Below are 22786 nucleotides of genomic sequence, written 5' to 3'. Positions count from 1 at the left end.
CCCGGTATCGGGCCGGGGTTCAGAGGATCAGGACGAGGGCGTAGGCCAGGGAGAACGCCGCGATCAGCACCACGAGGACGATGATCACGGTCATCGGGCCCTTGGACCAGCCCTTGGCCGGACTGTGCGTCTCCCGGGGCAGCGTCTCGGGCATGCTGCTCTCGGCGGGCGGGGTCTCCCCCGGCGTACGCCGCCGCCGGGTTCCAGACCGGGGGTGCGTTCGGGTTCGGGATCGGGACTGATGTGAGCCATGCCCTCCGGGTCCCCCGATCACGGCGAGGTCACCAGGGTGTCGACTTCCGTATTTTCCGACCCCGAAGGGTTCCGACTCGACTACATTCGAGCACCGCCGATGACGGTACCCGTCGGCAATGTCACACCCCGTACATGTCAGGAGCAGTGCATGCGCGACCTCGCCCTCGCTCCCCCGGCCGTGGCGCCCCTGACCGGCGGGCTCGCCGACAGCGTCTTCGAGACGGCGGACCGCGAACCGACCAGGCTGCTGCTCGCCCGGCGGGCCGACCCTGCCTCCTCGGCGTGGGAGGAGGTGACGGCGATCGAGCTGCGTGACGAGGTGGTGGACGTGGCCAAGGGGCTGATCGCCTCGGGGATCGCGCCGGGCCACCGGGTGGCGATCATGGCCCGCACCCGGTTCGAGTGGACGATCCTGTGCTACGCGCTGTGGGCCGTGGGCGCCGAGGTCGTCCCGGTCTACCCGACGGCCTCGCGCGACCAGGTGGAGTGGATCCTGCGGGACGCCGGGTGCGTGGCCGTGGTCGTCGAGGACGAGCAGGGCGTCATGACCGTCGGCTCGGTGTGCGCCCAGCTGCCGTTGCTGCGCCACGTCTGGCAGCTGGACGCGGGCGCCCTCGCGGAGCTGACCGTGCGGGGGGAACTCGTCCCGATCGCCACGGTCGACTCGATGCGCCGCATCGTGCTGCCGGACTCCACGGCGGTCATCGCCTACACCTCGGGCACGTCCGGCCACGCCATGGGCTGCGCGCTCAGCCACCGCAACCTGGCCGCCCCCTGCGACACCCTGCTCGAGGGCTGGGGGCACACCGCGGCGCCGCGCGGGGAGCAGGGCTCCGTGCTCGCCTTCCTGCCCTTCTCCCACGTCTACGGGCTGATGATCCAGGGGCTGTGCGTGCGCGGCGGGCTGCTGATGGGCCACCAGGCCGATCTGGGCGGGGAGGCGCTGGCGTCGGCGCTGCGCTCGTTCCGGCCCACGCACCTCTACGTGGTCCCCTCGGTCCTGGAGAAGATCTACAAGAACTTCCTGCGCACGGCGCAGCAGGCGGGTCACGGCGCGCTGTTCGAACGGGCCGCCGGCACCGCCCGGGACTTCGCCGCGGCCCTGGAGCGCCAGCGGCTGGGCCGCGGCCGCGGACCCGGCTTCGACCTGCGGCTCCAGCACGCCCTGTACGAGCGCACGGTGTACCGCAGGCTGCGGGCGGCTCTGGGCGGACGGGTGCATCGGGCGACGTCCGGCGGCTCCCCCCTCAGCCGTGACCTCTCCCTGTTCTACGAGGGCATCGGCATCTACGTGCACGACGGCTACGGCCTGACGGAGACCGCCGGCGGGGTGACGATGCAGCCGCTGGGCCGGGAGAAGTCAGGGACAGTGGGTCAGGCGCTGCCGGGGACGGAGATCCAGGTGGCCGAGGACGGGGAGATCCTCGTGCGCGGACCGTCGGTGTTCCAGGGGTACGTGGGCGACCAGGCCGCCACCCGGGCCGCGCTGCGGGGCGGGTGGCTCGCCACCGGGGACCTCGGGCGGCTGGACTCGGAGGGCTACCTGACGATCACCGGCCGCAAGAAGGACATCATCATCACCAGCAGCGGCAAGAGCGTCGCCCCACTGGCCCTGGAGCAGCGGCTGCGGATGCATCCGCTCATCCACCAGGCGGTGGTCGTGGGGGACAACCGGCCCTGTGTCGGAGCCCTGATCACGCTGGATCCGGACTTCCTCGCCCACTGGCGGGCCGGGCTGGCGCTGCAGGGCGAGATGCGGGAGGCGCGGGAGGAGAACGCGCTGCGCGAGGAGGTCGCGCGGGCCGTGGCCGCGGCCAACAGCGTGGTGTCGCCCTCGGAGTCGATCCGGGTGTTCCGGGTCCTGCCGGAGGCGTTCGACGTGACCAACGGTCTGCTGACACCGTCGATGAAGCTGCGCCGGGACGAGATCGTGCGGCACTACGCTTCCGAGATCGACGCGATGTACCAGTCCCGTAGGCGTCCCGGGCGGCCGAGCCCTCAGGACGAACCGTCGAGCTGGGAGGATTCCGACAATGTGTTCCGCTGAGCGTGCGGCCGGACGCGTAGGCCACGTCCCCTCGGGAACACGCAACAGTGGCGACGCAAGAGAAAGGACGACAGCCCTGACGACAGCCCTAGCTGACGCCCGGGCCGGAAAGGCGATATGTCAACCGAGCCGCGTGGGGACGACGCCCTGACCTCCGAGGAGATCCCGAGCCGCACGAACAGCTTCGTGGGCGAGCCGCATGACGTAACTGGTGCGCGCTTGGCCGCGGAGGAGTTCCTGCGCGATCTGGCACGCTCCTCCCCGCCCTCTGCCCCCGAGTACTGGGACGACATCCTGCTGGTGGTGACGGAACTGGCCGCCAACGCGGTCCAGTACGCCCCGGGTCCGTTCGCGCTGCGGATGCGCCGGACCTTCGACGGGGTGCATGTGGTGCTGCGCGACACCAGCACCGCCGAGCCCGCCCCTCGCCCCTTCGATCCGCGCAGCGGTGGCGGGGGCATCGGCTGGCACCTGATCCACACACTGTGCGACCAGGTCAGCGTGGTGGCGGACGCCCGGGGCAAGGACGTACACGTGTTCATGCCCTGGTGAGCCGGGAGCGGCACGGGCGCGTCGCGCGCCCGTGACCGGCTCAGACCGTGGCCGTCTCGCGAGGCGGCAGCCGGTCGTAGTAGTAGTCACCCACGGCCCGGAGGTACTCCCGGTCCCTCGTCTCACTGTCGGTCTGGAAGCGGGGGGCCTCCTTGGCATCCGCCCTGCTGCAGGCCAGTGTGACCTTCCTCCCCTGTGTGTCGATACCGGTGACGACTCCGGCCGGCACCAGGACGCTGCGGCCGAACACCCACACGCCGGTGTCGACGACCAGGTGCCGCATGTCGTGCGGGGCGGCCTCCCGGTCCACGTGCCCGATCGTGCCGTCGGTCGCGGCGACCGCGAACCCGGTCAGGTCCTGCCCTTCGCTGTGACCGCTGTCCGGCGCGTACGACCAGATGCTGTCGATGGCCACGCTGTCCCATCCTCCCTGGCGATGTGCTGATCGCGATTCCTCCGGCGGACGCCCGTGCCCGCCCCGTTCCACAGCAGCAATTACCCTGCTGCCGCAAGCGCATTCGGCGCACACACCTGCTACCGCACGGGACTTCCGGCGGCCGGTCCCCGGTGAAGTTCGGACGAGGGTGCATGGAGGGTGGTTTCCGGGGTAATCGCGGGGGCGCGGTGACATCCGAAGCCCGTCAGCGAAGGGAGGCGCATGAGAAACGGCATTCGAGTCCGGAGAACGACCGGGACCCCCTCGCACCGCGGTCATCCCCAGAGGTGACCAGCCCAGGCCGTAGCACTTGTTGGAGGTATCCGTGCCCCTCGCCCAGAACCCGCTGTCCGTGGAAGTCGAACTGCCCCGGGAGGACGTGGCCCTGATCACGGTCGACGGCTACCTGGACGTCGACACCGCGACCGAGTTCCAGGCCCATCTGGCCAACCAACTCCACCACGGCCGACGGCACTTCCTGCTCGACCTCTCGTCCGTGCCCTTCATGGACTCGTCCGGGATGAACATCATTCTGCGGGTGTACCAGGAGACCCGTAAGACCGAGGGCAGTGTGCACGTCATCAATCCGACGCCGGCCGTGCGGCGCATCCTCGACCTGACCGGCGTCAGCATCACCGTGCCCATATCGGAGAGTGTCGACGAGGCCCTGGCCCGTGCCGACCAGGGGCCGGAGTACCCCGGGGAGCCGGGGGAACAGAGCGTCTGACCGTCACAGCGTCCCCCCGGGCCCGGCGCCGTAGATGCCCGGCGGCGCGGTCCCCCGCTCCGCCCTGCCCGAAACGACGGCTCACCCCTCGCACACCGGCGACGGCGGCGCCAACCGCCGTTGTCCCCGGACCGGATCGCTTGCGCCGGAGCCGGTGTCGTACGAGGTCGGCGCATGGTTAGAGTTGTCGCCCGGCAAGTGTCACATCGCCGTCTCGTTGCCAGAAGCGGGCTCGGTCGACGCAACGCGGATGAGGAGAGAACCAGGTGCCGGAGCACGAAGCGGACGGACAGCTCGCGACGCCCACCCACGAGGTCAGGGACTTCCTGCACCGCCGGCGTGAGCAGATCGCCCAGCGGTGGGCGGACGAGCCCCTGTTCCGCACCGTGTTCACCGTCTCGCGCGACGAGGCGGTGGAAGCGGGCAAGGCCGTCGTGGACGCGCTGGCCCAGGTGGCCGACTCGGATCAGGTGGAGGATCCCGACGCCGCGGGGTTCAGCACCGTGCGCGAGCAGCTGGGCCGGATGGGCGCGGCCCGTTCCCGTGCCGGGCTGAGCAACACTCAGGTCTCCAGCGAGCTGGCCGCCCTGCGCCCGCCCGTGGACAACCTGCTGGCCGCCGATCTGACGCAGGCGACGCCCGAGCACCTGCGGGCGTGTTCGACCGCGCTGACCGTGCTGATGGGAACCCTGCGGCTGGTGGCCATGCAGACGGCGCTCAGCGAGTGGCAGGCGCTCAGCGACCGGCAGCGGCTGCAGCTGATGGAGGTGGCCACGCCCGTCATCCGGCTGTGGGACGGCATCGTGGCCGTGCCGCTCATCGGCACGCTCGACAGCGCCCGCAGCCAGATCGTGATGGAGACGCTGCTGAACGCCGTCGTCGAGCAGCACGCGCGGTTCGCGATCCTCGACATCACCGGCGTCCCGACGGTCGACTCGCTGGTGGCGCAGCACCTGATGAAGACGGTCGCCGCGGCCCGCCTCATGGGCGCGGAATGCATCGTCTCCGGCATCCGCCCCGCCATCGCGCAGACCATCGTGCACCTGGGCCTGGACCTGGACGTGATCACCCGCGCGAGCCTCTCCGACGCGCTGGGGTACGCACTGCACCAGCTCGGCGCGGACATCGTCACCCCGGGTGCGGGTCAGCGGTGAACGACGCTCATCCCCGACCCGTGACCGGCCACGTGCCGGTGCTCCGGCTCGGCGACGTCCTGCTGGTCACGCTCCAGGGGGACCTGCACGACAGCACGGCGCAGCAGCTCCAGCAGGACCTCGCCGAGACCATCTCCCGTACCGGGGTGCGCGGGGTCCTCATCGACATCTCCGGTGTGGAGATCGTCGACTCCTTCCTCGGCCGGGTGCTGGCCGAGATCGCCACCCAGGCCAAGCTGCTGGCCGCGCGCACCGTGGTGGCCGGCATGCGCCCGGCGGTCGCCATCACGCTGGTCGAACTGGGGCTGACGCTGCCGGGGCTGAGCACCGCGCTCAGTACCGAGGCGGGGATGGAGCTACTCACGCAGCGGACCCCGGCGGCCCGTTACGGCAGCCCGCGTCAGGAGAGTCCGTGATGCACACCGCCTCGGGCGTGGAGGCCTGCCTGCCCATCCGGTCGGACATGGACCTGGTATGGGTGCGACAACACGTACGGCAGGCCGCTGCCCGGCTCGGCTTCGGACTGGTGGACCAGACCAAGCTCGTCACCGCGGCCAGCGAGCTGGCCCGCAACACCCTGGTGCACGGCGGTGGCGGACAGATGGAGGCGACTCAGGTCGGCAGTGCCGGTGCACGGGGGCTGCGGCTGGCCTTCACGGACGAGGGGCCGGGCATCGCCGACCTGGATCAGGCGCTGAGCGACGGCTACACCTCCGGTGGTGGTCTGGGGATGGGGCTGAGCGGTGCGCGGCGCCTGGTGCACGACTTCGACATCGACACCACGCCGGGCTCGGGCACCACGGTGCGGGTGACGTGCTGGGTGGGCCGGCCGCCGCGTCCGCGCGAGGAGGTCTGATGCCACGCGTGTGGGACGTGCCGGTGCGCGACTCGACCCGGGTGCGCGATGCGCGGGTCGCGGCGGAGGACGCCGCGGCGCTGGCCGGGCTGGACGAGCGGCGTACCGCGGCGGCCGCGCTGATCGCGACCGAGCTCGCCACGAACCTGCTGAAGCACGCCGAGGGCGGTCAGGTGCTCATCGATGTCGTCGCGGCGCCGGTGCCGCGGGAGGACCGGGCCGACGCACGGGTGGTGCAGATCGCCGCGGTCGACCACGGCCCGGGCATCCCCGACGTGCCCGCGGCGCTGCGCGACGGCTTCTCCACCTCCCGTTCCCTGGGCGCGGGCCTCGGCACGTGTCAGCGCCTCTCCGACGACTTCGCCCTGCACAGCGTCCCCGGCCGCGGCACGGTCGCGGTCGCCCGGGTGAGCTCGACGCCGCGCGGCATCGAAGGGCCGGCCGGACCCGGAGGCCGTGTCACCGCCGGGGGACAGTGGCCGGGCGGCGCACCGCCGTTCGGCACGGTGGCATGCGGCGGTCTGACGGGCCACGCGGCGGCTTCGGGCGGTGCGGCGGGCTCGGCCGGACATGCCCCGGGGGCTCCTGGCGGCCCCGCACATCCGGCTGGCGGTACGCAGGGGACCGATCACGGGCCCTACGGAGCGCCCGGCTACGGCCTCCCGGCCACCGTCGCACCGGCAGCACCGGCGACGCCGGGGGCACCGGTGAACGGCCCCGCGCACCCCGGGGCCCCGGAGAACGAGTCCGCCCACCGGACGGCACCGGCCCACGGTCCCGTCGATGCCGGCGCACCGTCGCACGATCCGGCTCGTGCGACGGAACCGGAGCGCCGTGCCGCGGACGGCGAGGTCGCGGACGGCGGCCCGCGGACCGGCCTGTGGGATCACCGCGGGACGCCGGTCCGCGGTCTCCCGGCCTCCGGAGCCACCGCGCAGAACCGTGCCTCGACCCTGTCCGGTGTGCGGGCCGGTGGGGTGAACATCCCCTACGGCGGAGCCGAGTACTCGGGGGACGCCTGGGCGTGGGTCCGGGCCGGGGACCGGGTGACGCTGATGCTGGCGGACGGTCTCGGGCACGGGCCGGAGGCCGCCCGTGCCTCGTCGGCCGCGGTCACGGCCCTGTACCGCTGGGCCGGCCTCTCCCCCGCCGAGTCGCTGCGGCGGCTGCACGACGCGCTGCAGGGCACGCGGGGCGCGGCCGTCGCCCTGGCCCAGCTCGACCTGACGGCCGGGCGGCTGCGGTTCGCCGGCATCGGCAACGTCGGGGCGCGGCTGCGCACCGACGGCACCTGGCGCCCTTTGCTGTCGCGGCCCGGCATCGTCGGGGTCCACCGGCCCGGCACCCTCCGGGAGGAGGAGGCCGCCTGGGTGGGCGACCCGGTGCTGATCCTGCACACCGACGGTCTGCCCAGCCGCTGGACGCCGCCGTCCGACCCCGGTCTGCACGCGGCCGACCCGGCCGTGACGGCCGCCGTGGCGATACGTGACGCCAGCAGTCCCGCCCGACCGGTGCGGGACGACACCGCCGTGGCCGTGCTGACCTCGAACCCGCCGGAACGCCCATGATGCGCACTTGGCAGATCACCACCGTCACCGACGCGGCCCGCGCCCGCATCTCGCTCGCGCGCCTGGCCGCCGCGTACGGTGTGCCTACCGTCGAACGGACCCGGCTCGCCGCCGGCCTCAGCGCCCACCTGCGGCAGTGCCTCACCAAGGGCGGGACCTGGCGGCTCACCATGGACCTGGCCGGCTCCCCCGTGGAGGAGGGTCTGCTGCACGTCACGGTGACCCCCTCGCCGGAGGCCTGCGCCGCCGGCGAGCCGCTCTGGGAGGTCACGGTCCCCTGCCCGGAGTCGGCCGAGGCCACCGAGGACGGCACCGTCGCCGACGACCCCGCCGCCCTGTCGGAGGCGCTGCTCGGCGCCGACGAGGACACGGCCGTCGTGCTGGACAAACTCGCCGAGCAGGAGGATCTGGTCCTCTTCCACCGTGAGGAGCTGCACCAGACCAACCAGGGCGTCCTGGCGCTGCACGCCGAGCTGGACGCGGCCGGACGGGCCCAGCGGGAGGCCTTCGCCGCCGAGCGCAGTGCCCGCAACGAGGCGGAGAGCGCCCGGCGCAGGCTGACGTTCCTCGCGGACGCGAGCGCCGTGCTGACGGCGTCGCTGAACCACGAGGAGATCGTGCGCCGGCTGCCGGACCTGCTGGTGCCGGAGTACGCGCGCAGCGTCGACGTCTGGCTGTTCGACCACGAGGAGGAGGAGCACCGGCCGGCGCATCCGGCGGCGGCTGTGGTCGCGGCCCGTACCGGGCGGCCCCAGTACGCCGCCGACCATCCGGGCAACCTGCCCGGCGTCGAGGACCAGCCGCCGTCGGCCCTGGACCCGGGACGGCCGCTGCTGTGCGTGCCGCTGCCGACGCGCCGGGCTCCGCTGGGGGTCCTGACGCTGTCACCGCCCGGGGAGCGCTGGGACCCGGACGACGCGGTGATGCTGATCGAGCTCACCCGGCGGGCCAGCATCGCGATCGACAACGCCCGGCGCTTCGAGCACAACCGGGACATCGCCGAGACGCTCCAGCGCGCCCTGCTGACGGATCTGCCGACCACGCCCGGCCTCAGTCTGGCGGCACGGTACCTTCCGGCCACCCACGGACTGAACATCGGCGGTGACTGGTACGACGCGTTCCCCCAGCGGGACGGCGGGCTCATCACCGTCATCGGCGACGTGACCGGCCACGGGCTGCACGCGGCGGTCATGATGAGCCAGCTGCGCACCGCGCTGCGGGCGTACGCCGTCGACGGCGACAGCCCGGGCCGGCTGCTGACGCGTCTGCACCGGTTCCTGCACCATCTCCAGCCGGACCTGTACGCCACCGCCGTCATCGCCCGGTTCCACCCGGACGAGCCCACGCTGACGTGGGCCGCCGCGGGGCATCCGCCGCCGGTGCTGCGCCTGCCCGACGGCACCGTGCGCACCCTCGACGCCAAACCGGGTGCGATGCTCGGCATCCCGCTCACCCAGGAGATCGCCGACCACACGGAGGAGCTGGAGCCCGGCTCGACCCTGGCGCTGTACACGGACGGGCTGGTGGAGCGGCGTGCGCAGGGCATAGACCCGGGCATCGGGCGGCTGGCATCGGCGCTCGGCGGGTTCCGGTCGGCGGAGCTGGACGCGGACCTGGAGGGGTCGGCGGACCGGCTGCTGCACCCGCTGCTCAGCGATTCCGAGCGGGACGACGACGTGTGTCTGTTGCTGTGTCATTTCCAAGGCCGCGTGGAGTCCTGACGGCGGATCCGGCCGGCCCGGTGTGCACGCGTTCTTCACTCCCGCCCGGTGCTTTTCGGCCACGGTGCGGGCATGGTGGTGATCGACGCGTTCGTCTGCCTGCCGCGTCCGGCTGGCGCGCCGGCCGGACACCCGCTGGGATCGAAAGGGTGCGAACCAGCGATCCAGGGGCAGTCGGAAGGCGTTCGAGGCAGACCGCCTGGAGCCGCAGAAAGGGATGAACACCGTGACACGACCCAGGATCCTGGTGGTTGGCGCAGGCTTCGCCGGCGTGGAGTGCGTCCGCCGTCTGGAACGGAAACTCTCCCCGGACGAGGCCGACGTCACTCTGGTGACGCCGTTCGCCTACCAGCTCTACCTGCCGCTGCTCCCCCAGGTCGCCTCCGGCGTGCTGACGCCGCAGTCGATCGCGGTCTCCCTGCGGCGCAGCAAGAAGTACCGCACGCGGATCATTCCGGGCGGCGCCATCGGCGTGGACCTGAAGTCCAAGGTCTGCGTGATCCGCACGATCACCGACGAAATCGTCAACGAGCCGTACGACTACATCGTGCTGGCGCCCGGCAGCATCACCCGGACCTTCGACATCCCGGGGCTGACGGACCACGCGTTCGGGATGAAGACGCTCGCCGAGGCGGCGTACATCCGGGACCACGTCATCTCGCAGCTGGACCTGGCCGACGCGAGCCAGGACCCCGTGGAGCGGGCCTCGCGGCTGCAGTTCGTGGTGGTCGGCGGCGGTTACGCGGGCACCGAGACCGCGGCGTGCCTGCAGCGGCTGACGCACGCGGCGGTCAAGCGCTACCCGCGCCTGGACCCGGGTCTGATCAAGTGGCATCTGATCGACATCGCGCCGAAGCTGATGCCGGAGCTCGGCGAGAAGCTCGGCAGCAGCGCGCAGGAGATCCTGCGCCGCCGGGGCATCGAGATCTCGCTGGGCACCTCCATCGCGAAGGCCGGCCCCGAGGAGGTCACCTTCACCGACGGGCGGGTCATCCCGACCCGCACGCTCATCTGGACGGCCGGTGTCGTCGCCAGCCCGCTGATCGCCACGCTCGGCGCGGAGACGGTCAAGGGGCGCCTCGCCGTCGCTCCCCAGATGAATCTGCCGGGCGAGGACGGGGTGTTCGCCCTCGGCGACTCGGCCGCGGTGCCCGATCTGGCCAAGGGCGACGGGGCCATGTGCCCGCCCACCGCGCAGCACGCCCTGCGGCAGGGCAGGCACGTCGCCGACAACGTCATCGCGTCGCTGCGCGGCCGGACGATGAAGCCGTACGTCCACAAGGACCTCGGGCTCGTCGTCGACCTCGGCGGCACCGACGCGGTCTCCAAGCCGCTCGGCATCGAACTGCGCGGCCTGCCCGCCCAGGCCGTGGCCCGTGGCTACCACTGGTCGGCGCTGCGCACCAACGTGGCCAAGACGCGGGTGATGACGAACTGGCTGCTCAACGCGGTCGCCGGTGACGACTTCGTACGGACGGGGTTCCAGGCCCGCAAGGCCGCGCGGCTGAAGGACTTCGAGTACACCGACGCCTATCTGACGCCGGAGCAGGTGCGGGCGCAGGTCGGGGGGTCCGGCGGGCCGGAGTAGGAACGGGCCGGACGGGAGCGTCCGCCCGGCGCATGTCATGCTGAGATACGGATCTTGGTGTGAGTCGGAAGAGAGTGCGGCGGCGTGAGGGCAGCGGGACGCGCGGTGCGGGCACGGCTGCGGGACCGGATCGCGGCGTCCGACCCCGGACTGCTGCGTCTGACGGCCGGGTTGCGGACGGTGGGCGCGATCGTCCTCACGCTGGCCGTGCTCTCCCTGCTGCGGGCCGATGTGCATCTGCTGGTGGCGGGGGCCATGGCGGCGATGGTCGCCACGTTCGCCATCCGGGAGAAGCAGCTCGGCGCGCAGGCGGTGACGCTCGCGCTGGGACTGCCGGTGGCCCTGGCCTCGGTGTCCCTGGGCGCGGTCCTCAACTCACGGCTCGTCGTCGGTGACGCGTTCTTCGTCGTCCTGATCTTCTGCGCGGTCTACGGCCGCCGGTTCGGCGACCGGGGCACGGCCCTCGGGCTGATCGGTTTCCAGATCTACTTCCTGTCCCTGTTCGTCGGCGCCACCGTCGACACCCTGCCGGAGCTGTGCGGTGCCATGGCGCTGGCGTTCTGCTCCAGCGCCCTGATGCGCTTCGCGGTCGTGCCCGCGACGCCCACGGGTGTGCTGATGCGGCTGCGTCTGGCCTTCCGGGCCCGGCTGGCCCAGCTGGTGTCCGCGCAGCTCGAACTCCTCGACGCCCGCGCGGACGAGATGGACAAGGCGCTGGAGGCCGTGCGCGAGGGGACCGCCCGGCTCCACGAGACGGCGATGATGATCCAGGGACGGCTGGAGGAGGGCACTCCGGACGAGTCGGCGGCGCGGCTGGTGCAGCGCAGGATCGCGGACGCCGAGATCGCCGCGGAGCGGCTCGGCCTGCTGCTGCTGACCGCCCGCACCGCCGAGCGGGCCGACACGCTGACCCTGCACCTGCCGGGCGCGCCCGCCCCGTCGCTCGCCGGGCCGCAGATGCCCGACGAGGCGGGCGCCACGCTGCGCCGCGATCTGCGGGCGCTGCACGCCCTGGTGCTGAGGGCCGGCAGCGGCGACACGGGCACCGGCCTGGCCCATGTGCGCAACCGGCTCCTCGGCTACCGGGACGAGGAGAACCTGCCGCCCGCGTCGGCCGCCCTCCAGGACGTCTTCCGCGGCATCGGCGAGTCCGCCCGTGCCGTGCTGGGGCTGCGGATCGCCCTGGACGGCCCGCAGGACGAGTCGGACGACACCCCCGCCACGGCCCGCTCCCGCGAGGAACTGGACGCCGAGGACGCCGCGATCGACGGCGGCGAGGACGCGGCGCAGGAGGAGCAGACCGGTCTGCGGCGGCCCACCACGCGTGCGGCCGTGCAGGTCGCCGTGGGCTCCTCGCTGGCCATCGTCGGGGGCGAGCTGCTGTCCACGCAGCGCTGGTACTGGGCCGTGCTGACGTGCTGGATCGTTTTCCTCAACACCGCGTCGACGGGCGAGATCCTGGTCAAGGGCTACCGGCGGCTGCTGGGCACGGTGTTCGGCGTGGTGGCCGGAATCGTCCTGGCGGGGCTGGTCGGCAAGCACACCTGGACGGCGTTCGCCCTGGTCCTGGTGCTGATCTTCGCGATGTTCTATACGGCGCCGCTGTCGTACACGCTGATGTCGTTCTTCGTCACCGCGATGCTCGGGCTGCTGTACACGCTGCTGCACACGTACAGCCTCGACGTGCTCGTGCTGCGCATCGAGGAGACGGCGCTCGGCGCGGCCTGCGGAGTGGTCGCGGCGGCGCTCGTCCTGCCGGTGCAGACGGACCGCCGTACGAACGAGCTGCTGGGGACCGTGCTGGACCGGCTGGCCGAGGTCACCGAGGCGGCGGTCGGTCAGCTCAGTGGCGGGCCGGCGGACGAGCTGCTGGACCGGGCGCGCGACCTGGACCAGGCGCTGGCCGATCTGCGGGCCGCCACGCAGCCGCTGATCCACCCGGTCACACCGCTGCGGACGCGGCGGCACACGGCCCGGTACGTGGTGGCGCTGCTGGAGACGTGCGCGTACCACGCGCGGACGCTGGCGGCGACCGCCGAGTTGCTGCCCACGCACCCCTCGATCGCGGCGGACCCGCGACTGCGCGGGGCCGCCGGGCGCACCGTTCGCAATATCGAGGCCATCGCCGCCCGGGTCGCCGACGAGCACGCGGGCGCGCGGGTCGAGACCGGGCCGAGCATCGCCTCGCTGCTGGGCTCCGACGCCGGCACGCCGCGCTACGGACGCATCACCGACCGCGTGCTGCGGCATCTGGAGCGGCTGGACGAGGCTGTCGTCGGCCTCGCCCGGCCGCTGGACGTGCCGGTGGCGGCGCCCAAGGGGTGAAACTCCCCGGGGACCGGGGAGCCACGTCCCCGTCCGGCCCGTCCGGTCCCCGGGCCTGGCAGCCGCTGCCCGTCAGAAGTCCGTGGGCAGTCCGCTCACCTCGGCGATGCCCCGGAGCTCCTCGGTCTGCTTGTGCCGGTCCCGGATGTAGTCGGCGATCTCGCCGAGGCGGACCGGGTCGGACGCGGTGGTGGCGTCCGTGACGATCCGGACCGGGCCGGTGTCGTCGACGTCTAGTTCGACCACTTCGTTGTCCAGGCGGCCGGTGACGGCGGTCGCGATGACGAGGGCCACCTCGTCACGGACCTCCTGGGGCAGTTCGTCGTCGGTCCCGGAGTCGAGCGCGAAGTCGAGGCTGGACAGGCGTTCCTCTTCGATTGCCTCGAGGACCGGTTCCACCGCGCGCATCAGGAGGCGGTAGTCCTCGGTGTCCATCCGGATGCGCAGGAGGTCCAGGTACATGTCCACGGGCCGGCCATCGCCATGCGGAATCTCGGAATCGCTCATTGGCATCGTGTTCCCCGCAGAACGCGGCTCAGACGCGCCGCCACCGGGCCATGGCGAAGGAAAACACTCCGAAGAGCACCAGTCCGGCGGCGACGCACACCAGCAGCCAGGGGCCGAGCGGGGTGTCGGCGAACGTCCGCAGGGTGTCGTCCAGGCCCTTGGCCTTGTCGGGTTCGTAGTCGACGGCCGCCCGGACGGCGAAGACACCGGCCACGGCGAACACCAGCCCGCGGGCCGCTCCGCCGGCCACGCCGGTGACGTCCACCAGCTGGCGCGTCCGGTGGCTCATCTGCCCCAGCCGGAGCTTGTCGTGGTACTTGCGCAGCACCGCGCGCACGGCGATCCAGCCGCCGGCCACGACGATGCCGATCCCCGCGGCGCCCACCAGCCACTGGCCGCCGGTTATCTCCAGGGCCCTGGCCGTGGCGTCCCGGGACTGCTGATCGCTGGATCCGCCACTCTGGTGGCGGCTGGCCGCGAACGTCAGCACCGAGTAGGCGACGAAGACGTAGAACGCGAAGCGGACCGTAGCCATCAGCCGCTTGCGTGCGCTGCGGCCGTCCTTGCCGATCGAGCCGAAGAGGGCTTCGGACAGCCGCCACAGGGCCATGCCGACGAGCCCGATGCCCAGCGCCCACAGCAGCACGGCGCCGAACGGCTTCTGCGCCAGTTCCTGCAGCGCTCCCCCGCGGTCGGCCTGCCGGCCGGTGTCGCCGAAGGCGATCTGCAGGGCCAGCGCTCCGACGAGCAGATAGATCACGCCCCGGGCGGCGAAGCCCGCCCGTGCCGCCCCCTCGGTCACCGAACCCTGCGCCATCCGCCGGGTCCGGAACCGACCGCCCTGTGCCATCGCACTCGTGTTCATGTCGACCTCCCGGCAATCCGGATGCCCCCGGGGGGCGTCCACACACCCGCGCAGTCCCCGGACCAGGGGATTCCGCTTGCAGTACCCTGCTCCTGGCGTCAGGACCACCGGAGCCCCGGCCCACCTTCCGTGGGCTCAGGACCACCCAGGCCCCGGCGGCTCCTCCGGGAGGTCAGGACCGCCGGAGCCGTGCTCCACGGCGGGCGCGGCCGAGGGCGTGCAGGTGCTCCAGGGCGTCCAGGACGACCGTCCGGTCGTGCCACGCGAGCCAGCGGCCCGCCTCGCCTCCCAGGGTGTCGAGGGCCTTGGTCTGGGCTGCCGTCAGCCCGCTCAGAGGCCGGTCCACATGGGCCGAGACCATGCCGACGCACAGACCGGACGCCGTCGTCAGGGGCACGCTGTGGCACCCCCGGCTGCCCGCCGCGAGGATGGCCCGCCGGGCCGGTTCGGTGAACACCGGATCGCTCTCCACATCACGCACGGTGACCTGGGCGAGGTCCCGGGCGGCCTGCGCGCAGGCCGTGCCGTCCTCGCCGACGTGGGCGAAGAAGTCGACGAAGTCGGCCGTGAGGCCGGTGTGCTCCTCGATGTTCAGCCCGCCCCGCGCCCGGTCCGTCAGCTGCACGTTGCCCATGTCGGTGCCGACCACCGTCAGAGTGGAGCCCAGGACGGCCTTCAGGACGGCACCGCGGCTGCCGGACCCGGACCGGTGCGCCCGGGTGAAGGTCAGGTCGGGCTCCGGCCCGCGCACGCGGCCGGGGAACCACGGGGCGTCCCGCGCCTCGGGGCGCGGCGCCGTCACCACCATCTCTGCCAGCGTGCGCAGCTTGACGTTGTACCGCTGGGACGCCCGCTGCATCAGTGCGAAGGCGCTCTCGGCGTCCTGCAGCGCGTACCGCTCCTGCAGGACGCCCTGCGCCTGCGAGATCAACGGGCGCACACGGGCGCGGGCCCGCAGTTCACGCACTTCGGCGCGCAGGCGTTCCAGCTCGCCGTCGGCGGCGGCCGCCTCCTGCCCCGTCGTGGACATGGAACTCCCTGGGTGTCGGTGCAGTGGCGCGAAGGGGCCCGGCCGCGGCTCGCGCCGTCGGCCGGGCCCTCGTTCGGCCTCGTCCTCCCCGCCGCTCAGCGGCGCGCGGGGGCTAGGCGGGTTCCGTGACCGCCATGCGGTGCCCCGCCGCCGGCACGGCGGGTCCGCGAACCGGTGCGGGTGCGGTCGCGAGCCACTGGTGAGCGGCCTCGAGGGCGCGCTCGACGCTCCGGGTGCCGGTGGACACGCACAGCGTGTACGCCAGGTCGCGGACCCGGGGGTTCTGCTCCGCCGGTCCGCCGGTGGCTTCGGCGGCGGCCAGGGCCTCGTATTCGTCGACGAGCCGGCGCAGCGCGGCGGGGTGGGGCCTCAGCATGGTGGGTTTCGCTCCTTGTGATGTCGGGTGGTCAGGCCGTCGTGGAGGGGCCGCCGGTGCCCCGGTTGCCCGTCCGCTGCCCCAGGACCTCGTCGCGCACCCGGGCGCAGCTGCGGCTGATGAGGCGGGAGACGTGCATCTGTGAGATGCCGAGGTGGTCGGCGATGCGGCTTTGGGTCATGTCCTCGAAGAAGCGCATGTAGAGGATGGCCCGTTCGCGCTCCGGCAGGCGGCGCAGCCCTTCCTTGGCGGACTCGCGGTCCACGACGACGTCGTAGGACGAGTCGGCCGCGCCGAGGGTGTCCGCGAGGCTGTAGCCGTCGTCGTCGGTGGAGAGTTCGGCGTCCAGCGACAGGGTGCTGAAGCTGTCGAGGGCCTCGAGCCCGGCGTTGACCTCTTCCTCGGTGAGGCCGGTGTGGCGGGCGAGATCCGCCACGGACGGCTCGGGGCTGCCCGGGTTCTGGGTGAGTTCGCGGCGTGCCACCCGCACCTTGTTGCGCAGTTCCTGCACACGGCGGGGCACTCGCAGGGCCCACATACGGTCCCGGAAGTGCCGCTTGACCTCGCCCGTGATGGTCGGGACGGCGTAACTCTCGAAGGCACCCCGGCTCGGGTCGAACCGGTCGATGGCCTTGACCAGGCCCAGGGCGGCGACCTGCCGGAGGTCCTCGATCGACTCTCCGCGGTCGCGGAAGCGGCCGGCGATGCGGTGGGCCATGGGCAGCCACAGGGTGACCAGTTCGTCGCGGACGGCCTCCCGCTCGGGGCCCTCCTCCAGTTCCGCCATACGGGCGAAGAGGGCGGCGGTGTCGGGGGCGTCGTCGTGACGCCGCCGGGAGGCGGGGGGCGTCTTTTCGGGCGTGCCGGGACGATGGGTGGGCGTTTCGATGAGCATGCGGATTCGCTCCTGAACGGTGGTATCAGGGACTGACCGCGGGAAGGACGCCGCCCGGATCCACTGGAGGCCTCCGGGGCGGTCATACCGCTCCCGCTGGGGCGCCTCCGGTCCGAAGCACGAAACTGCGTCTGCCCTGACCCCGGGGGAACAAACTCCGCTTTGCACTGCAATGTGTCCGGCGCCGGCTCACGGGTGTTCAGGACAGGGGTACGACAGCGGTGATGCACTTGCCCCCGGTGGGCAGGTCCGACACCCGCACGTCGCGGGCGAGCCGGCAGACGATGGGCCAGCCGTGGCCGCCGTGCCGCAGTCGTCCGTGCGGGTCGGTGCGGGGCACGGTCACGGGCAGGGCGTCACTGCGGTCGCTGACCGACACGCGGACGCCGGGGGCGTCGACGTCGACCTGGAAGTCGGTGACACCGCCACCGTGCAGTATCGCGTTGGTCGTCAGCTCCGAGGCGACGAGCAGTGCGTCGGACAGGGCGTCCGTGTCGCACGGGGTGTGGGTGGCCCGGCAGCGTTCGGCCACGGCGCGCTCCACCGCCCGGCGCGCCTCGGCGGGTTTGCACGGCCGGGCCCGGTGAGCACCGAGCGGCTCGCCTACGAATTCGATCATGTGCTCCTCGCACATTCTGCAGCTCCCTGTCGGCACGGACGGAAAGACCGGGTCCGGACCGGGTACCGTGGCCGCCCGCAGGGGCTGCCCGGGTCCTCGGACCCACTGCTCGCAACGCGCTCGCGGCGTTCGGGGCGCGCAACGCGTGACGCCGCGGTCTCCTTGTTCGGCTCACCTCTCCCCGCACCTGCAAACCTCCGGTCCGGCCGCAGGATCGGAAAACACCCCGAATGGCCGGGTGCCGGTGCCATCTCCGCGCGTTCGGCGGGTACGCGGTCTGCATGACGGATGTGGTGGATTCGGACGAGCTGCTGCGGCGCATCCAGCGTGCGAGGGAGTGCGCGGTGCAGGAGGAGCGGACGTGGCGGGCCAGGAGCGAGGAGCTGGACGCGACCGACCCGCAAGGGGCCCGGGACGCGACCGTGCGGCGGATGTCCTACGAGGCGGTGCTGCGGGTGCTGGACGAGATCGTGACTCCGGGCAGGCACGCATCGAAGGGCTGACCGGGCGGCCGGTGCGGGTACGGGCGGGTCCCGGTTTGCGCGGGCACACGCCGGCCGCCGGGCGGGTCGCCGCCGAGATGATCACGCCGTATCCGCCCGGCATCCCCGCCGTCCTTCCCGGCGAGCGCCTCACCGAGCCGGTGCTGGCGTACCTGCGGACGGGGCTGGACGCGGGCATGCACCTGCCCGACCCCGAGGACCCGGAGCTGGAGACGGTGCGGGTGCTCGCGCAGTGAGCCGGGAGTGAAACGGGTCACGCAACCCGGGCTCCGAGTGCGCGCCCGCCCCTCGAATGGTTTACCGTTCATTCATACGTGGTGACGGAGTCGACTCCTGGTCCTCCGTACATCACCGTGTGACGGCCCTGGCTGGTCTCCCCCGTCCAGCCAGGGCTTTTTCATGCCCGGGCGGCCTGTCGGAAGAAGTCGCGCACGCCGAGGTGCCCAAGGCCCCGGCAGCGGCTGAAATGGGTGAGGGACAGCACCGCAGTCGACCGCCCGGCGAGGAGCTCCGCGTCATGACCAAAGCGATCAAACTCCTGACCGCCCTGCCTCCGCCCCAGCGGCAGCGCCTGATGACGCTCGCCAGGGAGGTGTCCTTCCCCGAGGACGCCCGCATCTTCGAGGCGGACGGCAGGGCCGACCGCTTCTGGGTCATCCGCTCCGGCGCCGTCTCCCTGGACCAGCAGGTGAACTCCCTGCAACGGGTGACCGTGGCCAGCCTCGGCGCGGGCGACCTGCTCGGCTGGTCGTGGCTGTTCCCGCCGTACACCTGGGACTTCGGCGCGGTGGCGTTCAGCCCGGTGCGGGCCTACGAGTTCGATGCGGAGGCCGTGCTGCGGCTGTGCGGGGAGGACCCGGAGCTCGGCATGATGCTGGTGCGCAACGTCGCCGAGGTGCTCGCACACCGGCTGGAGATGACCCGCGGCAAGCTGATGGAGCAGTACACGCTGCACCGGCGCGGCGCCCTGTGAACCCTTCGGGCCCTCAGACGCGGTAGCGCCGTAGCGCCGGCACGGCGGCGGCGAGCACCAGCATCACCGCGACGACCAGCAGTCCGCCGCCCGCGACGGCGGTGCGGGGGCCGAAGGCGGATCCGGCGGTGCCGTGCAGCACGTCCGCCAGGCGCGGCCCGCCCGCCACGACGACCGTGAAGACGCCCTGCATGCGGCCGCGCATCTCGTCGGTCGCGGCGGACAGCAGGATCGCCCCGCGGAAGACCGTGGAGACCATGTCGGCCACGCCGGCGAGGGCGAGGAAGACCACCGCGACCCAGAGGTTGCCGCTCAGCCCGAAACCCGTGATGGCCACGCCCCAGACGACCACCGCCCCGATGACCATCAGGCCGTGCCGCCGGGCCCGGGAGAAGGTGCCCGAGAACAGTCCGCCCAGCACGGCACCGACGGGGATCGCCGCGAACAGCAGGCCCAGCGCGAGCCCTTCGCCGTACGGTGCGTAGGTCTGGGAGGCGAGCTGCGGGAACAGGGCGCGGGGCATGCCGAGGACCATGGCGACGATGTCGGCGAGGAAGGACAGCAGCAGCACGGTGTGCCCGGAGATGTAGCGGAAACCGGCGGCGATCTCCTTCACGCCCGCGCGTCGCACCGCCGTGCCGCCCAGGGGCGGCAGCGAGGGCAGCCGGTACACGGCCCACACCGTCACGCACAGCGCCAGCGCGTCGATGAGGTACAGCTCGGGCAGCCCGATGACGGGGATGAGGGCACCGGCGAGCAGCGGGCCGGCCACCTGGCCGGTCTGCATCACGGTCGAGCCGAGGGCGTTCGCGGCGGGCAGCTCGTCATCGGGGACCAGCCGCGCTGTGGAGGCGTTGCGGGCCGGGGCGTTCAGGCCCCAAAAGGCCTGCTGCACGGCGAGCAGCAGCATCAGCGTGGCCACCGACTCCAGGCCCGCGAAGGCCTGGAGCCAGAACAGCAGCGAGGTGACGGCGATGCCGCTGTTGGTGATCAGCAGCAGCTTGCGCCGGTCCATGGTGTCGGCGATCGCCCCGCCCCACAGCGCGAACACGATCAGGGGCACGAGGCCGGCCAGGCTCGCGGCGCCCACCCAGGCCGAGGAGCCCGTGATGTCGTAGATCTGCTTGGGGACGGCGACGGCGGTGAGCTGGCTGCCGACGGCCGTGACGGCGGTCGAGCCCCACAGCCGCCGGTAGGCGGGGCGGCGCAGGGGGCGGGTGTCCATGGCCCAGCGCCGCCGGCCACGCCGCCGGGGCGCCTCGGGTTCGCGTTCCCGCTCTGTGCCTGTGCTCTCGCTCGTGTCCACGCGCCGCTTCCTGGATGCTCGTTACATCTTTCGGGCGAGGATCACTATCGCACCGGCCCGGCGGCGGCCCGCGGCCGAAGGGTCAGCTGCCGGCGACGAGCACGGCACCGAGCACGATCATGGTGGCGGCGACCAGGCCGTCCAGCACGCGCCAGGCGGCGGGCCTGGCGAGGAAACGGCCCAGCAGGCGGGCACCGAACCCGAGGGCGGTGAACCAGCACAGGCTGGCCAGGACGGCGCCGAGGCCGAAGGTCCAGCGCAGCGGACCGTGGTCGGCGGCGACGGAGCCCAGCAGGAACACGGTGTCGAGGTAGACGTGCGGGTTGAGCCAGGTCATGGCCAGGCAAGTGAGCACGGCCCGGCGCGCCGATCCGGCCGCCTCCCCCTCGGTGCGCAGCGCGCCGCCGTCCTTCCGGAAGACCCGCCGGGCGGCCAGGGCCCCGTAGCACAGCAGGAACGCGCCGCCGATCCAGCCGACCACCGTCAGGGCACCCGGCCACTTCACCACCACCGCGCCGACACCGCCGACGCCGAGCGCGATGAGCGCGGCGTCGGACAGGGCGCAGATCCCGACGACGGCGATGACGGCCTGGCGGCGGATCCCCTGGCGCAGGACGAAGGCGTTCTGGGCGCCGATGGCGACGATGAGGGACAGTCCGGTGCCGAAACCGGCGGCGCCGGCGGTGAAGGTGCTGGTCATGGGCCCGACGCTACGGATGGCCACCGTACCGGGTCCAGCTAATGATTCTTACCTATCATTAGCTCACGTGATGATGAAGGATCTCCCCCTGGACCAGGTGCGGACCCTGCTCGCCGTCGTGGACGAGGGGACGTTCGACGCGGCGGCGGCCGCGTTGCACGTGACGCCGTCGGCGATCAGCCAGCGCGTGAAGGCGCTGGAGCAGCGCACGGGGCGGGTACTGCTGCTGCGGACCAAACCGGTGCGGCCGACGGAGTCGGGCGAGGTGCTGGTGCGGCTGGCCCGTCAGGTGGCCCGGCTGGAGCACGACGCCTGCGCGGAGCTCGGCCTGAGCGGTGCCGGGGAGCCGACCCGGGTGTCGGTGGCGGTGAACGCGGACTCGCTGGCCACCTGGTTCCTCCCGGTGCTCACCCGCGTTCCGCGGGAGCTGCGGCTCTGCTTCGAGCTGCGCCGCGAGGACGAGGACCACACGGCGGCCCTGCTGCGCGAGGGCGCCGTGATGGCCGCGGTGACCTCGTCGCCCGACCCCGTGCCGGGCTGCTCCGTGCGGTCGCTCGGGCGGATGCGCTACCTCCCCGTGGCCGCGCCGGACTTCGCCGGGCGCCACCTCGGCGGGCCCCTGGCGGAGGCGCTCGCGCGGGCGCCGGTGGTGGTCTTCGACCGGCGCGACGACTTCCAGGACGGTTTCGTCCGCGGGCTCACCCGGGGGCGCGTCGGCGCGAGCGCGCTGCGGCACTACGTGCCGACCTCGGAGGGCTTCGCCGAGGCCGTCGCCGCGGGGCTGGGCTGGGGCCTGGTGCCGGAAGCCCAGGCGGACCCTCTGCTGCGCGACGGCAGGCTCGTCGGCATCGCCCCGCGCCGCACGGTCGACGTGCCGCTGTACTGGCAGCAGTGGAAGCTCGACTCGCCGGCGCTCGCGCAGGTGGCGGAGACGGTGACCGCGACCGCGGCTGAGGCGCTGCGGGTCTGAGGCCTCAGTCCCGCACGGACTCCAGCCGGGCCGCCGCGCTGTCCAGCAGCATCTCCAGTGCCGTCGGGTAGGCGCTGGTCAGCATGCGGGTGGCGAGCTGGGGCGCCGCCTCGGCGATGCGGGGGTGGGTGGTGGCGGGCAGGCGGGCGTACGTCGATCGCCACATGTCCTCGTCGGCGTGCAGCGAGTCGCTGGGCAGGGCCAGCGAAGCGGCGTCCAGTGCGGCGAAGGCCAGGGTCTGGTCGATGAAGGCGTGATAGATGCGCACGGTGTCGGGCAGCGGGAATCCGGCCGTGCGCAGGACGTCCAGAACGGCTTCGTCGGCGGCCAGCTCGTGCGCCCGGCCCGTGACCCGGTTCGTGGTCAGCAGCGCGGCCTGCGGATGGGCGAGGTACGCGGCGTGGACGCGCAGCCCGAAGGCCCTGAGGTCCGCCCGCCACTCCCCCGTGCGCCGCCAGCCCTGGAGCGCCTGGCCGATGAGGGCGTCGCCGATGGCGAGGGTCAGGTCGTCCATGCCGCGGAAATACCGGTACAGCGTGCTCGGGTCGGCGTCCAGGGCGAGGCCCAGCCGGCGGGCGGTCAGTCCGGCGCTTCCGTGTTCGCGCAGCATGCGCAGCGCGGTCTCGACGATCAGTTCCTCGGACAGCACGGTGCCGCTCTTGGTGGGCCTGCGCCGGCGGCGTTTCCCCTCGGGCACCACGGGCTTGGGCACGGCGGGCTCCCTCCTTATGCCAACGCCATTGACCTTAAGGCACCGGGCGGCGTTTCATCACTGCAAGGGCGCGTCACGTTCTTCGCATATAGGGAGTTTTT

At 72.7% G+C, this 22786-nt stretch carries 22 protein-coding genes and 4 pseudogenes; 15 read left to right on the top strand and 11 right to left on the bottom strand.

From position 1 onward, the window contains the following. Positions 1 to 19 precede the first annotated feature (19 nt). Positions 20 to 252 (bottom strand): annotated as a pseudogene (locus AB0937_RS07720) (DUF6480 family protein). Between the two features lie 151 nt (positions 253 to 403). Here AB0937_RS07720 and AB0937_RS07715 point away from each other — a divergent pair. Next, positions 404 to 2302: an AMP-dependent synthetase/ligase gene (locus AB0937_RS07715; protein WP_366710207.1), complete on the top strand. Its 1899-nt coding sequence runs from the start codon at positions 404 to 406 to the stop codon at positions 2300 to 2302. Positions 2303 to 2419: 117 nt separating this feature from the next. Then, the gene (locus AB0937_RS07710; RefSeq protein ID WP_366710206.1) at positions 2420 to 2854 is read left to right on the top strand and encodes an ATP-binding protein; all 435 of its coding nucleotides are present in this window, start codon (positions 2420 to 2422) and stop codon (positions 2852 to 2854) included. 40 nt (positions 2855 to 2894) lie between these two features. Here AB0937_RS07710 and AB0937_RS07705 read toward each other — a convergent pair whose 3' ends face one another. Next, positions 2895 to 3269, bottom strand: a complete 375-nt coding sequence (locus AB0937_RS07705; RefSeq protein WP_366710205.1) for a PRC-barrel domain containing protein — start codon at positions 3267 to 3269, stop codon at positions 2895 to 2897. A gap of 346 nt (positions 3270 to 3615) precedes the next feature. Between AB0937_RS07705 and AB0937_RS07700 the strand changes: the two genes are divergently transcribed. The 9 genes and pseudogenes from AB0937_RS07700 to AB0937_RS07660 all read left to right on the top strand — a co-directional run bounded on the left by AB0937_RS07700 (position 3616) and on the right by AB0937_RS07660 (position 13229). Continuing rightward, a complete protein-coding gene (locus AB0937_RS07700) occupies positions 3616 to 4017 on the top strand; it encodes an STAS domain-containing protein (RefSeq protein ID WP_366710203.1) in 402 nt (133 codons plus the stop codon). A 266-nt stretch (positions 4018 to 4283) separates the two neighbouring features. Beyond that, positions 4284 to 5171: an STAS domain-containing protein gene (locus AB0937_RS07695; protein WP_366710201.1), complete on the top strand. Its 888-nt coding sequence runs from the start codon at positions 4284 to 4286 to the stop codon at positions 5169 to 5171. After that, the gene (locus tag AB0937_RS07690) at positions 5168 to 5587 is read left to right on the top strand and encodes an STAS domain-containing protein (RefSeq protein WP_366710199.1); all 420 of its coding nucleotides are present in this window, start codon (positions 5168 to 5170) and stop codon (positions 5585 to 5587) included. The genes AB0937_RS07695 and AB0937_RS07690 overlap by 4 nt, the downstream gene beginning before the upstream one ends. After that, the gene (locus tag AB0937_RS07685) at positions 5587 to 6027 is read left to right on the top strand and encodes an anti-sigma regulatory factor (RefSeq protein ID WP_366710245.1); all 441 of its coding nucleotides are present in this window, start codon (positions 5587 to 5589) and stop codon (positions 6025 to 6027) included. Before AB0937_RS07690 ends, AB0937_RS07685 begins: the two co-directional genes overlap by 1 nt. Then, positions 6027 to 6437: pseudogene (locus AB0937_RS07680) on the top strand (anti-sigma regulatory factor); the annotation flags it as partial. The gene AB0937_RS07685 and the pseudogene AB0937_RS07680, both read left to right, overlap by 1 nt. A 552-nt stretch (positions 6438 to 6989) precedes the next feature. After that, positions 6990 to 7595, top strand: a pseudogene (locus tag AB0937_RS07675) (SpoIIE family protein phosphatase); the annotation flags it as partial. Beyond that, positions 7592 to 9316, top strand: a complete 1725-nt coding sequence (locus tag AB0937_RS07670; protein WP_366710198.1) for a SpoIIE family protein phosphatase — start codon at positions 7592 to 7594, stop codon at positions 9314 to 9316. The pseudogene AB0937_RS07675 and the gene AB0937_RS07670, both read left to right, overlap by 4 nt. A gap of 217 nt (positions 9317 to 9533) precedes the next feature. Continuing rightward, complete coding sequence (locus tag AB0937_RS07665) at positions 9534 to 10904, top strand: NAD(P)/FAD-dependent oxidoreductase (protein WP_366710196.1); 1371 nt, start codon at positions 9534 to 9536, stop codon at positions 10902 to 10904. Positions 10905 to 10988: 84 nt separating this feature from the next. Further along, positions 10989 to 13229, top strand: coding sequence for an FUSC family protein (locus AB0937_RS07660; RefSeq protein ID WP_366710195.1), 2241 nt, complete (start codon positions 10989 to 10991; stop codon positions 13227 to 13229). A gap of 72 nt (positions 13230 to 13301) precedes the next feature. Here AB0937_RS07660 and AB0937_RS07655 read toward each other — a convergent pair whose 3' ends face one another. The 6 genes from AB0937_RS07655 to AB0937_RS07630 all read right to left on the bottom strand — a co-directional run bounded on the left by AB0937_RS07655 (position 13302) and on the right by AB0937_RS07630 (position 17536). Beyond that, the gene (locus AB0937_RS07655; RefSeq protein ID WP_366710193.1) at positions 13302 to 13736 is read right to left on the bottom strand and encodes a hypothetical protein; all 435 of its coding nucleotides are present in this window, start codon (positions 13734 to 13736) and stop codon (positions 13302 to 13304) included. A gap of 28 nt (positions 13737 to 13764) precedes the next feature. Beyond that, positions 13765 to 14601 (bottom strand): DUF1206 domain-containing protein, encoded by an 837-nt coding sequence (locus tag AB0937_RS07650; protein ID WP_366710191.1) that lies wholly within the window; start codon positions 14599 to 14601, stop codon positions 13765 to 13767. A gap of 172 nt (positions 14602 to 14773) precedes the next feature. Next, a complete protein-coding gene (locus AB0937_RS07645) occupies positions 14774 to 15631 on the bottom strand; it encodes an ANTAR domain-containing protein (protein WP_366710189.1) in 858 nt (285 codons plus the stop codon). 112 nt (positions 15632 to 15743) lie between these two features. Beyond that, on the bottom strand, positions 15744 to 16007 hold the full coding sequence (locus tag AB0937_RS07640; protein ID WP_366710187.1) for a DUF5133 domain-containing protein: 264 nt from the start codon (positions 16005 to 16007) through the stop codon (positions 15744 to 15746). Between the two features lie 31 nt (positions 16008 to 16038). Then, positions 16039 to 16902 carry a SigB/SigF/SigG family RNA polymerase sigma factor gene (locus tag AB0937_RS07635; RefSeq protein WP_366710185.1) on the bottom strand — a complete coding sequence of 288 codons (864 nt, stop codon included), beginning with the start codon at positions 16900 to 16902 and terminating at the stop codon, positions 16039 to 16041. Positions 16903 to 17101: 199 nt separating this feature from the next. Beyond that, on the bottom strand, positions 17102 to 17536 hold the full coding sequence (locus AB0937_RS07630) for an ATP-binding protein (RefSeq protein WP_366710184.1): 435 nt from the start codon (positions 17534 to 17536) through the stop codon (positions 17102 to 17104). A 266-nt stretch (positions 17537 to 17802) separates the two neighbouring features. Between AB0937_RS07630 and AB0937_RS07625 the strand changes: the two genes are divergently transcribed. The 3 genes and pseudogenes from AB0937_RS07625 to AB0937_RS07615 all read left to right on the top strand — a co-directional run bounded on the left by AB0937_RS07625 (position 17803) and on the right by AB0937_RS07615 (position 18997). Beyond that, complete coding sequence (locus AB0937_RS07625) at positions 17803 to 18024, top strand: hypothetical protein (RefSeq protein ID WP_366710182.1); 222 nt, start codon at positions 17803 to 17805, stop codon at positions 18022 to 18024. Between the two features lie 53 nt (positions 18025 to 18077). Continuing rightward, a pseudogene (locus tag AB0937_RS07620) lies at positions 18078 to 18260 on the top strand (ornithine decarboxylase); the annotation flags it as partial. Between the two features lie 281 nt (positions 18261 to 18541). Then, positions 18542 to 18997 (top strand): cyclic nucleotide-binding domain-containing protein, encoded by a 456-nt coding sequence (locus AB0937_RS07615; RefSeq protein ID WP_366710180.1) that lies wholly within the window; start codon positions 18542 to 18544, stop codon positions 18995 to 18997. Positions 18998 to 19010: 13 nt separating this feature from the next. Here AB0937_RS07615 and AB0937_RS07610 read toward each other — a convergent pair whose 3' ends face one another. Further along, the gene (locus AB0937_RS07610; protein ID WP_366710178.1) at positions 19011 to 20303 is read right to left on the bottom strand and encodes an MFS transporter; all 1293 of its coding nucleotides are present in this window, start codon (positions 20301 to 20303) and stop codon (positions 19011 to 19013) included. A gap of 82 nt (positions 20304 to 20385) precedes the next feature. Further along, complete coding sequence (locus tag AB0937_RS07605; RefSeq protein WP_366710176.1) at positions 20386 to 21003, bottom strand: LysE/ArgO family amino acid transporter; 618 nt, start codon at positions 21001 to 21003, stop codon at positions 20386 to 20388. A 70-nt stretch (positions 21004 to 21073) separates the two neighbouring features. Between AB0937_RS07605 and AB0937_RS07600 the strand changes: the two genes are divergently transcribed. Further along, complete coding sequence (locus AB0937_RS07600) at positions 21074 to 21973, top strand: LysR family transcriptional regulator ArgP (RefSeq protein WP_366710174.1); 900 nt, start codon at positions 21074 to 21076, stop codon at positions 21971 to 21973. A 4-nt stretch (positions 21974 to 21977) separates the two neighbouring features. On the opposite strand, the gene AB0937_RS07595 is transcribed toward AB0937_RS07600, so the two are convergent. Continuing rightward, entirely contained in the window at positions 21978 to 22685 is a 708-nt protein-coding gene (locus tag AB0937_RS07595) for a TetR/AcrR family transcriptional regulator (RefSeq protein WP_366710173.1), read from the bottom strand. Positions 22686 to 22786 lie beyond the last annotated feature (101 nt).

Source organism: Streptomyces sp. NPDC047880 (genome assembly GCF_040706515.1).
Lineage (GTDB): Bacteria > Actinomycetota > Actinomycetes > Streptomycetales > Streptomycetaceae > Streptomyces.
Note: the sequence above shows the minus strand (reverse complement) of the source record. Positions and strands in the feature narration are given on the sequence as shown.

Bases quoted from the DNA above. Each gene is read 5' to 3' on its own strand.
- AB0937_RS07645 (WP_366710189.1), bottom strand. From the start codon at position 15,631: ATGTCCACGACGGGGCAGGAGGCGGCCGCCGCCGACGGCGAGCTGGAA.
- AB0937_RS07630 (WP_366710184.1), bottom strand. From the start codon at position 17,536: ATGTGCGAGGAGCACATGATCGAATTCGTAGGCGAGCCGCTCGGTGCT.
- AB0937_RS07650 (WP_366710191.1), bottom strand. From the start codon at position 14,601: ATGAACACGAGTGCGATGGCACAGGGCGGTCGGTTCCGGACCCGGCGG.
- AB0937_RS07670 (WP_366710198.1), top strand. From the start codon at position 7,592: ATGATGCGCACTTGGCAGATCACCACCGTCACCGACGCGGCCCGCGCC.
- AB0937_RS07625 (WP_366710182.1), top strand. From the start codon at position 17,803: ATGACGGATGTGGTGGATTCGGACGAGCTGCTGCGGCGCATCCAGCGT.
- AB0937_RS07635 (WP_366710185.1), bottom strand. From the start codon at position 16,902: ATGCTCATCGAAACGCCCACCCATCGTCCCGGCACGCCCGAAAAGACG.
- AB0937_RS07710 (WP_366710206.1), top strand. From the start codon at position 2,420: ATGTCAACCGAGCCGCGTGGGGACGACGCCCTGACCTCCGAGGAGATC.
- AB0937_RS07665 (WP_366710196.1), top strand. From the start codon at position 9,534: ATGAACACCGTGACACGACCCAGGATCCTGGTGGTTGGCGCAGGCTTC.
- AB0937_RS07715 (WP_366710207.1), top strand. From the start codon at position 404: ATGCGCGACCTCGCCCTCGCTCCCCCGGCCGTGGCGCCCCTGACCGGC.
- AB0937_RS07615 (WP_366710180.1), top strand. From the start codon at position 18,542: ATGACCAAAGCGATCAAACTCCTGACCGCCCTGCCTCCGCCCCAGCGG.
- AB0937_RS07640 (WP_366710187.1), bottom strand. From the start codon at position 16,007: ATGCTGAGGCCCCACCCCGCCGCGCTGCGCCGGCTCGTCGACGAATAC.
- AB0937_RS07655 (WP_366710193.1), bottom strand. From the start codon at position 13,736: ATGAGCGATTCCGAGATTCCGCATGGCGATGGCCGGCCCGTGGACATG.
- AB0937_RS07685 (WP_366710245.1), top strand. From the start codon at position 5,587: ATGCACACCGCCTCGGGCGTGGAGGCCTGCCTGCCCATCCGGTCGGAC.
- AB0937_RS07600 (WP_366710174.1), top strand. From the start codon at position 21,074: ATGATGAAGGATCTCCCCCTGGACCAGGTGCGGACCCTGCTCGCCGTC.
- AB0937_RS07605 (WP_366710176.1), bottom strand. From the start codon at position 21,003: ATGACCAGCACCTTCACCGCCGGCGCCGCCGGTTTCGGCACCGGACTG.